The 13,500-nt window shown below is 47.3% G+C and carries 10 protein-coding genes and 1 pseudogene; 5 read left to right on the forward strand and 6 right to left on the reverse strand.

The window, feature by feature from the left end; all coding sequences use genetic code 11:
* Nucleotides 1-16: 16 nt before the first annotated feature.
* Nucleotides 17-1,033 carry a type I glyceraldehyde-3-phosphate dehydrogenase gene (locus tag RID09_RS16460; protein ID WP_446337043.1) on the reverse strand — a complete coding sequence of 339 codons (1,017 nt, stop codon included), beginning with the start codon at nucleotides 1,031-1,033 and terminating at the stop codon, nucleotides 17-19.
* 533 nt (nucleotides 1,034-1,566) lie between these two features.
* On the opposite strand from RID09_RS16460, the gene murC reads away from it, so the two are divergent.
* The 4 genes from murC to RID09_RS16480 all read left to right on the forward strand — a co-directional run bounded on the left by murC (nucleotide 1,567) and on the right by RID09_RS16480 (nucleotide 5,954).
* Complete coding sequence (gene murC, locus RID09_RS16465; RefSeq protein WP_446337008.1) at nucleotides 1,567-3,108, forward strand: UDP-N-acetylmuramate--L-alanine ligase; 1,542 nt, start codon at nucleotides 1,567-1,569, stop codon at nucleotides 3,106-3,108.
* Nucleotides 3,109-3,196: 88 nt separating this feature from the next.
* Entirely contained in the window at nucleotides 3,197-4,171 is a 975-nt protein-coding gene (gene murB, locus RID09_RS16470; protein WP_446337009.1) for a UDP-N-acetylmuramate dehydrogenase, read from the forward strand.
* 83 nt (nucleotides 4,172-4,254) lie between these two features.
* The gene (locus tag RID09_RS16475) at nucleotides 4,255-4,599 is read left to right on the forward strand and encodes a YbaB/EbfC family nucleoid-associated protein (protein ID WP_446337010.1); all 345 of its coding nucleotides are present in this window, start codon (nucleotides 4,255-4,257) and stop codon (nucleotides 4,597-4,599) included.
* Between the two features lie 245 nt (nucleotides 4,600-4,844).
* On the forward strand, nucleotides 4,845-5,954 hold the full coding sequence (locus RID09_RS16480; protein WP_446337011.1) for an RRXRR domain-containing protein: 1,110 nt from the start codon (nucleotides 4,845-4,847) through the stop codon (nucleotides 5,952-5,954).
* A gap of 40 nt (nucleotides 5,955-5,994) precedes the next feature.
* On the opposite strand, the gene RID09_RS16485 is transcribed toward RID09_RS16480, so the two are convergent.
* The 5 genes and pseudogenes from RID09_RS16485 to RID09_RS16505 all read right to left on the reverse strand — a co-directional run.
* Complete coding sequence (locus RID09_RS16485) at nucleotides 5,995-8,724, reverse strand: CHAT domain-containing protein (RefSeq protein WP_446337012.1); 2,730 nt, start codon at nucleotides 8,722-8,724, stop codon at nucleotides 5,995-5,997.
* A 6-nt stretch (nucleotides 8,725-8,730) separates the two neighbouring features.
* Nucleotides 8,731-9,051 carry a hypothetical protein gene (locus tag RID09_RS16490; protein ID WP_446337013.1) on the reverse strand — a complete coding sequence of 107 codons (321 nt, stop codon included), beginning with the start codon at nucleotides 9,049-9,051 and terminating at the stop codon, nucleotides 8,731-8,733.
* 348 nt (nucleotides 9,052-9,399) lie between these two features.
* A complete protein-coding gene (locus tag RID09_RS16495) occupies nucleotides 9,400-10,761 on the reverse strand; it encodes an MFS transporter (RefSeq protein WP_446337014.1) in 1,362 nt (453 codons plus the stop codon).
* Nucleotides 10,652-10,885, reverse strand: a complete 234-nt coding sequence (locus RID09_RS16500; RefSeq protein WP_446337044.1) for a hypothetical protein — start codon at nucleotides 10,883-10,885, stop codon at nucleotides 10,652-10,654. The genes RID09_RS16495 and RID09_RS16500 overlap by 110 nt, the downstream gene beginning before the upstream one ends.
* Nucleotides 10,886-10,897: 12 nt before the next feature.
* A pseudogene (locus RID09_RS16505) lies at nucleotides 10,898-11,155 on the reverse strand (RNA-guided endonuclease TnpB family protein); the annotation flags it as partial.
* Between the two features lie 354 nt (nucleotides 11,156-11,509).
* Here RID09_RS16505 and RID09_RS16510 point away from each other — a divergent pair.
* On the forward strand, nucleotides 11,510-13,423 hold the full coding sequence (locus tag RID09_RS16510) for a PAS domain-containing sensor histidine kinase (RefSeq protein WP_446337015.1): 1,914 nt from the start codon (nucleotides 11,510-11,512) through the stop codon (nucleotides 13,421-13,423).
* Nucleotides 13,424-13,500: the final 77 nt, after the last annotated feature.

Genomic DNA, 13,500 nt, shown 5'->3' on the forward strand with positions numbered 1-13,500 from the left:
ATGGTGAAGTTTTGCCTTAACCTTCCCACTTAGCTGCCATATGTTCAGCCAAATCGACAACCCGCTGAGAATAACCCCACTCATTGTCATACCAGGCAATGACTTTAACCATATCGCCACCCATAACCATAGTCAGACTTGCATCGACAATGGATGAAGCATCATGTCCCTTGTAGTCTGAGGACACCAACGGCAAGTCGCTGTATTCCAAAATGCCCTTAAGCGAGTTTTCTGACTCTTCTTTGAATACTTTGTTCAACTGCTCAGCAATGGTGCTTTTCTCAACTTGAGCCACCAAATCCACAACCGATACATTCGGGGTAGGTACGCGCATCGCGATCCCATTCAATTTCCCCTGCATATCTGGAATAACTAAAGCCACAGCTTTAGCGGCTCCCGTCGAGGTGGGCACGATATTGATCGCAGCGGCTCTTGCCCGACGCACATCACGGTGGCTGGCGTCCAGAATCCGCTGATCACCTGTGTAACTGTGGGTCGTAGTCATGGTTCCTTTAATGATGCCAAAGTGTTCATGTATTACTTTGACCACAGGAGCCAGACAGTTTGTTGTACAACTGGCATTGCTAACAATGTCATGCTTGCTGTGTTCGTAGTCGTGATGATTGACCCCAACGACGAACGTGCCGATGTCACCGCCTTTCCCTGGAGCCGTAATCAGCACCTTCTTGGCGCCAGCGGCTATATGCTTAGATGCACCATCACTGGTGACAAACACCCCGGTGGATTCGATGATTAGGTCAATACCCCAATCACCCCAAGGCAAGTTCAGGGGGTTGCGATCCGATACGCACTTAATGGTTTTGCCGTTGATGATGAGGGAGTTTTCATCATAGCCGATGTCGGCTTTGAGCGTCCCTAGCATGGAGTCGTATTTGAGCAAATGTGCATTTGTCTTGGGATCAGATGTGTCATTGATGCCCACTAAATCCAACTGACTATTTTCTCTAGTCAGTAAACATCTGGCGAAATTACGTCCGATGCGTCCGAACCCGTTGATCGCTACTCTAATCACTGCGTCTTGCCCTCTGTATTCAAGCTCAGTAAATATACTTTTTATGAACCCAATCATATCGCAAAGCCGGACAAATTCTAAATGCCAATTGCGCCAAGGATCGGGAAACGGGGGACATATAGGTAGCTCTAAGTCTTTCCCCCTAAGGGTTTGGGTCAATTTGAGTCGAGAGTAAGGGGTGTCAGATGTCGGATGTCGGGTGTTGGGTGTTGGGTGTCGGGTGTCGGGTGTTGGGTGTTGGGTGTCGGGTAGCTCCAAGAACCGGAGTTCTATATTCTGCTTAATTTTCCGGAAACCCCAGAATGACGGCTGTTTATTATAAAAAACCGTCTGGAGATAGAAAAACCGACTACAGTACAAACACGGTGGTCAACTCCACCGGAGCAATAACACAATTGATAGCTAGGTGTGTCTGTGGCAAAAAAAATCTGATAAATCCACCCTTTGCTATATCTTGAAAAATCAATTCTTGATATGATAGCGCGTGTTATTGGCACAGTAGGCTTGTGTGGTGTGGTGTGTAAGGAGTTAAGATGCCTAATACTGTTGATCTTAGTGGCAAACCATTCCATTTCATCGGAATTGGTGGAATTGGGATGTCAGCGCTGGCTTACGTTCTAGCCAAACGCAACCTTCCTGTATCTGGGTCTGACATTCGTTCGACGCATATTACTCAGCGGTTGCAATCCGTCGGCGCTCATCTGTTTAGAGACCAGAAGGCAACCAACTTGGAATTTTTTAGAGAAACGAATGTCCCAACTGATCAGGGCGTATCAGCAACGGCTATTGAACCAGAACCCACTCGAAAAACAGTTGCTGTCCCCTCGAAAGTTAGCAAATCTGTTAGGGATGACCATCTTGCCTCCTGCTTACCCCAAGTAATATGTTCGAGTGCGATTAATTCGATCAATTCCGAGTACCAAGCGGCTGTAGAAGGCGGCTACCCGATTTTTCATCGAGCAGACTTACTAGCCGCGTTGATTCAAGATTACCGAAGTATTGCGGTGGCTGGAACTCACGGCAAAACCACAACCAGCAGTTTAATGGGATACTTGCTGCTGAAAACGGGTCTTGATCCAACTATCGTGGTTGGCGGAGAAGTGGATGCTTGGCAAGGGAATGCGCGTCTGGGTCAAAGTCCCTTTCTGGTTGCTGAAGCGGACGAATCGGATGGATCTTTAGCCAAGCTGGCTCCGGAAATTGGCGTGATTACCAATATTGAACTGGATCACCCCGACCATTACCAGAATCTAGACCAGGTCATCGAAACCTTTAAGATTTTTGCCGATCGCTGTCAAACTGTAGTGGGCTGTATTGATTGCCCGACCTTGCGATCGCATTTCACCCCGACAATCAGCTACAGCCTACAACGAACAGCCGGAGCTGACTACAGTGTGGATCAGATCGTTTATCAGGCACCATCCATCACGGCGCGGATTTGGGAAGGGGATCAGGTGTTGGGTACACTGCAACTCAATCTGTTAGGTCAACACAATCTCAGCAACGCCTTAGCTGTGGTCGCCGTGGGGCGATACCTGGGATTAGAGTTTGACGCCATAGCCTCCGCCCTAGCTACCTTTGAAGGTGCCAAACGCCGCTTTGAGGTTCGGGGTCAGTGTAAGGGAATTACGTTTGTCGATGACTACGCTCACCATCCCAGTGAGATCCAGGCAACCTTAGCGGCAGCTCGCTTACAGGTTGAATTATCACGCCGTATTGTTGCCATTTTTCAGCCCCATCGCTATAGTCGCACCTTGACATTTTTGTCAAACTTTGCTAAATCATTTGGCGATGCTGATCTCGTCGTTGTCACAGACATTTACAGCGCAGGGGAACCCAGTGTCGGACAAATTACAGGTGAGCAAGTGCGATCCGCGATCGCGGATCACCATGAGCGGGTGTATTACCAACCAACATTAGATGAAGTCTCCCAACTACTCGCCCAAATCCTGCAACCCGGAGACCTTGCCATCTTTCTCGGTGCGGGAAATTTGAATCAGATTATTCCCCAGGTTATAGAGTCCTACCAGACGGCTACACCTGACCATTCGACTCAATTGAGTCAAACCGTCTAAGATTGGGCTCACTCGGAGCCGCACCTGCTTCGGTGTGTCCACTGCCACTGCCTAAACTCCATCGGCATTCTTTTGACCTGTATTGAATATGACCTTGTCATCCTATTCTCCCCGCGTTGCTAACGCGCCACTATGTCAGGACGATCCTGACAAGCCTAAGCTTTATTTACCTGGCACCGACTGCCTTGTCCGTTCTCAGGTTCCCTTAGCCCGTCTGACGTCCTTTCGTGTGGGGGGTCCAGCCGAGTGGTACGTGGCGCCCCGACGGGTAGACGATCTGTTCGCCAGCTTTGAGTGGGCAGAGTCTCAAGGACTACCCCTAACCTTATTAGGGGCAGGTTCTAATCTACTCGTCAGTGATTGTGGTTTGTCTGGCTTAGTCGTCTGTACTCGTCATCTTCGCTTTACCCACTTTGACCCCAATACAGGTAGAGTGACAGCCGAAGCGGGAGAGCCAATCGCCCGTTTGGCATGGCAGGCGGCTAATCGCGGTTGGCAAGGGTTGGAATGGGCGGTAGGAATTCCGGGAACTGTGGGGGGGGCAGTGGTAATGAATGCTGGTGCCCATCAAACTTGTGCGGCGGATCTGCTGGTGAGTGTGGAAACCGTTTCACCCACTGGAATCGTGGAGCGGCTCACACCTCAAGAGTTGGGCTTTCGCTATCGCACCTCTATCCTACAAGGGGGCAATCGCTTTGTGACTCAGGCAACGTTTCAGTTACAACCGGGCGCTGATCCTAAACAAGTCCGAGCCACAACGACTCACCATTTAAAGCAACGGCGCGATGCTCAACCCTATCACTTACCCAGTTGTGGCAGTGTCTTCCGCAATCCCGAACCCCACGCCGCTGGTTGGCTGATCGAACAATTGGGTTTGAAAGGCTATCAAATTGGCGGCGCTCAAGTGGCTGAACGCCATGCTAACTTTATCTTGAACTGTGGCGGCGCCAAAGCCAGCGATATCTTCCAACTGATTCGTTATGTGCAGCACCAAGTCGAGCAGCATTGGTCGCTCTCCTTAGAGCCAGAAGTGAAAATCTTAGGACGGTTTCAGCCTGTCTAAGGATGTCGCATTGACCGTCTCGGTACTAAGATTAAGACTTAGCAACGATAAACCCGTCCAACTTGAGAGATACTCAATCAGTTATGACCAAAGGACAAGGATTCGGCTTCGGTTTAGGCAAGATGAAGGAACTTGCCGAAGCATTCAAAAAAGCCCAAGAGGTACAACAAGGAGCCAAACAGCTTCAAGAAGAATTGGAGCAAATGGAAATTGAAGGCTCCTCTAGCGATGGTATGGTTAAGGTGTTTATGAGTGGGAATCAGGAACCCCTGCGAGTCGAAATTGCTCCAGACGCGATCGCAAAAGGAGCCGAAGCCCTCTCAGAAACGGTTACAGCCGCCATGAAAGATGCCTATGATAAATCAACCACTACGATGAGGGAACGTATGGAAGAACTTACCAGTGGGCTAAATCTGCCGGGAATGTAACCTCACCTGTAGAACTGGGATTCAACAACCCTAATCTAGCTATCGCTTGAGATTAGGGATTGCCAGAGACAGGACTGGCAACGCAAGAGTTGAATAGACCATTGAGCCGCCAATTGGCATGTACTACCAGATACTTCCCCAGTCTGGGCTATCTACAAACCTACTTGTTATAGGTGCTTGCAGAAAGGACATCTTATTGGCGGTGGTCGAGGGGACAGACAACTTTACACGAAAGGCTTATACCCATGATTCGTGTTCCAGTTTTATCACCGAAAGGTAAACCACTAATGCCAGCTAAAGCTAGCCGTGTTCGGCGGTGGCTAAAAGTTGGTAAAGCTAAAGTCGTACATAACGACTTAGGCATATTCCAAGTCCAATTAGTTGACCCGCCATCGGGGGAGCAAACCCAAAAGATTGTGACTGGAATTGATCCAGGAAAGCTGTTCACCGGCGTTGCCGTTCAATCAGCCAAGGGGACCCTGTTCTTAGCTCACCTTAACTTGCCCTTTAAAAACGTAATCAAACGCATGACCCAACGGGCAATGATGCGGCGCGGTAGACGGGGGCGACGGATTAACCGGAAGTTACCCTTTGATCAACGCAGTCACCGCCAACACCGATTTAATAACCGCAAGGGTCACAAGATACCCCCTAGCATCCAAGCTAATAAACAGTTAGCGCTTAGGGTGACTCAAGAGCTATCGCGAGTCTACCCGTTCCAGGACGTTGTAGTTGAGACTCTCAAAGCTAAGGGTGGCAAAGGTTTCAGTCCGGTGATGGTTGGTCAATGCTGGCAACTAGAGCAGCTAAAGCAGCAAGGGTACACTGTCCACACTCAAGAAGGTTGGCAAACATCCAACCTCAGAAAATACCTCGGTTTACCCAAGTCCAAGAACAAGGCACAAGAGTCACCCACCGCCCATGCTGTTGATGGTATTTGTTTGGCTACTTCCCGGTTTATGCGGTATCGCCAGATTCAAGGTAGAAGCGGTGCATGGTTAGGATCTATTAAGGTGACGCCGTGCCAGTTTGCGGTAATCAGCCGCCCCCCAATTTGTCGGCGTCAACTACACCTGATGATCCCTGCTAAGGGAGGGAAACGGCGCGGCTATGGCGGCACGGTTACTCGCCACAGTGGGTTAAGGAAGGGCGATTATGTCAAAGCGGTTAAAGCAGGTATCACTTATTACGGCTACGTTTCTGGTGACACCAAGACCCAAGTCTCAATTAGTAACGCTAACTGGAAACGATTAGGGCAGTTCACCGCTAAAAAAGTCCAACTGTTGCAGCGAAATACCGGACTGGTGTCAACAGTTGGATTGTCAAACCTAACCGCATTGAGCGGCGCGGTTTGACCTCTATCCCTCTCCATCCTGCTTCGCTGAGGATGGAGTCTCACGAGATACGCGATGATTGCTTATAGAGAACACTGGCTTCCTGAAAATATCCCTGACTGGTTTTGATATTCGCTAAGGCATGAAGAATTGATGCTTTGACTGCTTTATCCTCTAACGGGCATAATTCCAACGATTTTTTAAGATGTTCAACTGCTTGATCAATATCACCCAGAAACTGTTCAGCAACAGCCAAGTTATATAAAATACAATAATCTTCAGCAATTACCAAAGTTTCTTTGCAAATTTTTACGACATCATGCCATCGTCGGTTATAATGATTCCACCAGTTGGCTATAGTCGAGCATGTTTTGACTACAATTTTATTTTCTTGTCCTATAAATGCTAATCGATGAATTTCTAAAATTTTCCCCTCTAATGTGTTATTGAAAATTCTGTAAAACTCGCTTGGAGGATCTAATAAGACAGGAATATTCCCCATCCAAAGGAGTTCCATCCTATCTACTTCTTCCCACCAAAGATGATACAGTATATTAGCCGCGTGCCTGTGCAAATTTTCCGCATCTTCCGGCAACTCCAGAGGCAAAATACGCGGTACTCTTAATGATTCATCAGGACTAACTTCCAACAATCCCAACGCTATCGCCCGATTAATGTATTCATCCACATTATTCAGGGCGGGTTTCGCTTCAGAGTTATCGGTATTTCCAGTAAGTTTGTCCCTAAACCCGCCCCTACAAACGGCAATAAACGCCTCCCTCGGTACGGGTAACTCAAACACCAATCCCCGCGATAACATTTCCCGCATCGGCTGATCTATTTGTTTCAGGAGTTCCTTTGCCAAAACCTTTTCTCTTAACTCCACCGGATCAGCTTCCAAACGTGCCAAAATCTCCGCCACTGTATTCTTTTCCCCCCTATTTAAAGCAAGCTGGGGAGACTCTAAATTCAATAACACCTTATCCAACCATTCCAATAAGCGAGGATTCCCATCCGCCAATCGTTGCGCCTGCTCCTGTAACGCCTCATCTACCTGAGATTCAGAACCAAATGCAGTGAGGCGATTACACTTTTTTTGCAAATCTGCCCCCCGCAGCGAATCCATTTTTTGCTTGTAAAAATACTGTAACTGGCTGGATTCAAAATCGTAACGGCAGGTAATAATTAAGCGATGAGGGGCATAATTATCTTGAATTGCCCAGACTAACGCCTCTAAAACCTCTGCCGCTTCCGGTTGCAGCACATACCCATCATTGCGGGATTCTAGATTCACCTCAAAATCATCTAAGACTAGCAAAAATGGCTTTTCTCCCCCTTGTGAAGGCAGGGCTAGGGGGGGATCTAACAACACTCGAAACACCCGCCGTAGCCGAAACTTCAATTCTTCTCTGTTATCCTGTAACGCTTCCCTTAATTCCCAACTATCTAACGCCGCCGCTAACTTGTTCACTAGACTGGGTTCATCCACTCTCCCCACCCAAACCAATCGTTGAAATTCGGACAGGCGATCGCACAGTCTTGCTGCTAAACTACTCTTACCCAAACCACCCATACCATGAATCAATACCCCAATATCCTCAGATGGCGGTTTCAGCGCCCGTAAACAGTTTTGTAACTGACGACGACGCCCGACAAAACTTTCACGAGTGGGGACTTTTACGGTTCCTGCGGTGTCTAGAAACTGTGTAGCAACAGTTGGTGGCGGTGCAGGGTTGCGCCCACGGGTTCTTACAGGTGTGACTAATGCCCCTGGCAACGTTTCCGCCGCATACAGCCGTAACAAATGCCAATCCCGTGCCTTATTTTTAATCAATTCTTGGTACGTCAGGGCAACGGCTTGTGTTAATGTCTTTCCGGCTGACAGCGCCTGATATAATGCAGCCGCCGCCGTTGTCGCCTCTTGATCTAAAACATTCTGTCCCCAACCCAAAACGGCTGTTACGCCTAAGTTCAGCAATGCCTCAGCCATGGAAGGGATAGCCCCCGATTTCCCGGCTTGCCCTGTGCGACAACCAGAGAGGAATATCAGTTTGGGTAGTCGAAATTGTAGTTCTCTGGCAATATCTTCAGCGCTGGCAAGATAAGGTTCACCTATTTCCGTTTCTGTATAAAAGCGGGGTTCTCCATCAACAAAGGTAGCATGACCTGTCAAATGCAAGACATCAAAATATCCCTCGCCGTAATCACCAACTAAATACCCCAACTCCGACAAACAGCCGCTTTCTTCTACCGTTAGCGATAAAGGTTGACGCGCTGTCGCTTTCAGGATTCGCCCCTCTTCCGCCTCAAAATCCAAGATGGGTGTTATCCCTAACGGTGAGGTTGCCATAAACAGGACATTCAGCGCCCGATTTTGGGGTGCGGCATCAATTTTCAGTTTCCGAGTATTCAATGATACCCAGCGTAGAGGAATAACCGCAGGCAGTTTCTGCACCAGGAAACTATTGCTATCATGCAGCACTTCCCAGGGCAGATGTGCCAGTTGTTCGGCAGCGTTGATGGCTAAAATAATCTCCTCTCGGCGAGATTGATTCAGCAAACGTTGCAGAAAGCGATCGCTCCCATCTAACCAGTTGTATAATTTACGCCCAGTGATGGTATAAACAACCGCTAAACTAACGTAGTAATCTCGTTCGGCTAGCCCAATTAGGTCGGTGATTTCTGCCAGAGGGAGCGATCGCGTCTTATACTGATTGGGATTGTCAAAAAAATAACGCAGTTCTACGTCATTGTCCCCAACGGGTTTGAGGTCAAGGTGAAGGACTTGCACAGTGGTTTAGTCTTCCAAGATTTGCCTAATTTCCTCAATTGTGGCATCTTTCAATAGCAATCGCCGATCCCCTTTAACTAGCAGTACCTTGTCTATTTTTTTCCCAGCTTTGCCTTTTTGGTATTCCTGATACCACTTGCGAATTTGTTCAGCAATGGTGATAGCACCGCCAACAATCCCGACAATCGCGCCAATGGTGGCAATTGTACCTTCTTTATCCGGTTCGTCAGCCGTCTCCCAATGCCCTTCTAATCCGGGATGGGCGAATAAGGCTTCCGTTGCTGCGATCGCGTCTTGTCCTTGAATTTCAAATTGGATATCTGCCATTGACTCTGATAGCAACTCTTACAGCTAAACTTTAGCAGGGATGAGGGCGGGTTTTGTTGTGCAGTTTGAGCTGTATCTCCTAACGTTAATCCCTAAACCCGCCCCTACATTGCACGGCTTCAAAGAAGCTGTTCGGCATTTAAATTTTAATGCCAATAATGGCTCTCATTCTTGTAGTGCGAGCCTGTCAGCTCGCTACTAATACCCAATTTAAATTTACCGCCCTCTACATGATTACGGGTTTTAAACTGAATCGCACTGACTGGTATGCTGGTGGGCAATGCCCACCCTACGGTATATCAAAGGTTTTGGCGATCTCACAAGGCAAATTAGAGAGTGCCATTCATTTTAAACTGCCGTTTCTGCCGTTTCCTCTGATAACTTCACCTCAGGTAATGGTAAATCTTGTGCTGGTATGTCTTCTACCCGTTGTGTCAAGAACGCTGCAATCACCATAAAGACACCGCCAATGACTATGGCTAAGAGGCGATCATTATCCAGAAGATTATCCATCACCCAGCCAAACCCCAAAGACACAGCAATCTGAGGTAACACAATAAAGAAGTTAAAAATGCCCATGAAAATGCCAGTGCGCTTGGGGGGTAAACCGCCAATGAGCATGGAATAAGGCAGGGTCAAAATACTTGCCCAAGCAATACCAACCCCCACCATGGACAGCAATAGCAGATATTGATTGTCCATCACCATCAGCGACATAAAACCTGCCCCACCGCAGAGGAGACAGAAGCTATGGGTGAGTTGGCGACTGGTGGCTTCTGCTATTCTCGGTAATAACACAGAGAAACCAAAACAAACGGCATTATAGAAAGCAATGCAAATTCCTGCCCATTCAATCCCATCGTTATAAAGTAATGATTGCTGATTTGTCGCGCCAAAAATATTCCAGGCGACGGCGGGGGGAAAGTACAGGAAAAAGCAAAACATGCCTAACCAGGTAAAGCACTGCACCCAAGCTAATTGTTTCATCACCGGGGGTATTTCTTTGAACGCGATCGCGGCTTCTCGAATACTATTGATCAAACCCCCTTTTTCCTTTTTTTGCTTCTCAAAAGCTTCTAAGTTTTGCGGCGGATATTCCTCTGTAGAGAGAACTGTCCACAGTACCGTACCAAAGAAAAAGGCAGCACCAATATAAAAGGAGAATTTCACTGTCAGGGGAATCGCCCCTTCATTTCCACTGAGGGAGGGAATATGAAAGAGGTTATTTAAAATCCAGGGTAATGCCGAAGCACTAACAGCGCCTAAGCCAATAAACAGACTTTGCATGGCAAATCCCATCGTCCGTTGGCTTCTTGGCACTAAATCCCCCACAAACGCCCGAAACGGCTCCATGCTGATGTTGACCGATGTATCTAAAATCCACAATAATCCGGCTGCCATCCACAGTGCCGATGAGTGAGGCATCGCAATCAGCGCGATCGAACTCAGAATTGCCCCAATCAAAAAATACGGTCGTCGCCTACCCAGAGCTCCCCAGGTATTATCACTCATATTGCCAATAATCGGCTGCACGATTAACCCCGTCAGGGGGGCGGCTAGCCAAAGAATGGGAATTTGATGGGCATTTGCACCTAGATACTCAAAAATGGCGCTCATATTTGCCATTTGGAGTCCCCAGCCAAATTGAATGCCGAAGAATCCAACGCTCATATTCCAGAGCTGCCAAAAATTTAATGGTTGTTTTTTCATGAATCAGTTGTCTGTCCAACACTAGGCGATCGCTCATCATCACCCGTTCGGGTTGATAACCCTGCATAGCCCGATCGCCTTCTATGATTACCGACTTTCTACAAGGAACATTTAATGTTGACACTCCCCGCTCTTGCATAGACGGGGATTCTGCTGACAGAGTAGGCTGTGGCAAAGCCCACAATCTCACTCTCGCTACGGTCGTCAAACACCGTCTACCCAGTCGGTTTAGGTCAATGCCTAACTTTCTGGCTACTTTTCTTAAAATGTTAGCACTGCCGTTTAAATCGGCATTTACAATCAAACCATCGCTACTACGATACAAGCCACGCTTTATTCGTCTTCCTAGTGCTTTCCACCCGTCTGGTTTTTCACCAAACTTAGGCAGGGAGTCTTAGATGTCAATCGTGCTACAATTATCCTTGTGCGCCAAGCTTTTGTTTTACAAAAATTCGAGGCTGCCATTAAGCCGAACGCGATCGCTTCCCTTACTGCCCCGCGAACCGTTAAGCGGACACTAACAAGCAACGTGCGCCCTTGACCAGGGGATCAGGTTAAGTTATAGAAAAATCTAATCATACCCACTAGAAATTCTAATCATTAAAGCGAAGCGTTAGGTCTAAACTCCCTTAAACTTAAACTTAAGGAGACGAACGGATAACCGGGGGAACCGCATCTACAACTCTTTATCTCCTCCAAAAAATAAAAATAGAGATAAGAGTTCCCATAATAAAGCCCCAGCTATAAAATGCTAAATTTTTTACCGCCAACCCCAAGCACCGGGAGTCAGGCTTCCGATCCTTTTTTCGCGCTCTCGTTGGATATGCTGTGCGTGTTGGGGGAAGATGGTCATTTCAAGCAACTTAATCCCCGATGGGAGGAAATATTAGGCTTTACTCATCAGGAACTTTTAGCACAACCTTGGCTGGAATTGATCCATCCCCAGGATCAACAGTTAACGCTCGCCAAGCTAGAATCCCTGACCCGGAATCAGACTGCACCGATCCGCTTGAAAAATCGCTGTCGTTGTGCTAATGGATATTACAAATCGCTGTTATGGAATGTCTCAATCCACCCCGAAAACAAATTGATCTACGCTGTGGTGCGTGATCAAACCGAATGTAAGCAATCCAAGGAAGCATTACGTGAGAGTGAAGAACGCTTCCGTTGTCTGGTAGAAAATGTCAAAGACTATGCCATTTATATGCTAGACCCAGAGGGACGGGTCATCAGTTGGAATCAGGGCGCTGAACGGATTAATGGTTATCAAGAAGAAGAGATTCTCGGTGAACCTGCGTCTCGGTTTTATTTACCGGAGGATGTTAAAGCAGGTAAACTAGAGCAAGCCCTAAAAATCGCGGCAGAAAACGGTCGGTTTGAGGACGAAAGTTACCGAGTCCGCAAGGATGGATCGATATTTTGGGCAAATGCAGTGATTACAGCATTGTATGACAAAAAAGGGCAATTGCGCGGGTTTACTAAAGTAGTCCGGGACATCACTGAACGCAAACTGGCACAAGAAGCGCTGCAAAATGCTCATGATGACTTAGAAAAACGAGTGGCTGAACGTACCGCTGAACTACTGCAAGTCAATCAGCGACTCAGACGGGAAATTAAGGAACGTAAACAAGTCGAACATCAACGGCGGCGATCGCAAGCCCAGTTGGAACAACAGACTCAGCAACTGCAAGACGCCCTGCAAAAGCTCAAACACACTCAAGCCCAACTCGTTCACTCGGAAAAAATGTCGAGTTTAGGGCAATTAGTTGCGGGAGTTGCTCACGAAATTAACAATCCAGTTAACTTTATCTATGGTAACCTGAATTACGCTGAGCAATACTTTCAGGATATATTAGAGTTAGTTGAGCTTTATCAAGAATCCTTTCCCAAACCCTCAGCCAAAGTTCAAGAGCATATCGAGATCATCGATTTCAATTTTATTACCACGGATCTGCCGAAGTTACTGCATTCGATGAAAGTGGGGGCGGATCGGATCTATCAAATCGTGCGATCGCTGCGGAATTTCTCCCATCTGGATCGCGCCGAGAAAAGCGTGGTGGATATTCATGAAGGGATTGATAATACTCTGTTGATTTTGCAAAGCCGCATCAAAGTCAAAGCAGGGCGAACCTCGATCACTGTTGTCAAAAACTATGGCGACTTACCCTTGATCGACTGCTATGCGGGACAATTGAACCAAGTGTTTATGAATATTCTGTGTAACGCGATCGATGCTTTAGAAGAAGGATTAGACAAAGGTCTATTGGGCGACAGAACTTCATCTAAAAGCCCCACAATTCAGGTTAGTACGCAGGTGATTAACGAAAACTGGATTGCTATTCGGATTGCGGATAATGGTGTCGGTATTCCTGATTGCGTGAAGCAGCGACTGTTTGATCCTTTCTTTACCACCAAACCCGTTGGCAAAGGTACGGGATTAGGCTTGTCTATTAGTTATCAGATTGTGGTAGAAAAGCATGGCGGACATCTCAAATGCTTGTCATCACCGGGTCAGGGAACAGAGTTTATCATAGAAATTCCCATTGAACCTAATCTACAGCAGTATTGTTGCTCAAATCTTTATCAAAATCCGGTAGATTCACAGATTCGAGCATCTCAATCCTCAATTTCTGATTCCTTAAATTCCATGGCATTAAAGTAAGTGAATTATGAGGAACAGTAAACAATAAACAAATGACGTAGCTTGCTTCTCAAGGGAGCGAGTATGACAAATGACGA

The sequence above is a fragment of the Coleofasciculus sp. G1-WW12-02 genome (genome assembly GCF_040219735.1).
In the GTDB taxonomy this organism is placed as follows: Bacteria; Cyanobacteriota; Cyanobacteriia; order Cyanobacteriales; family Coleofasciculaceae; genus Coleofasciculus.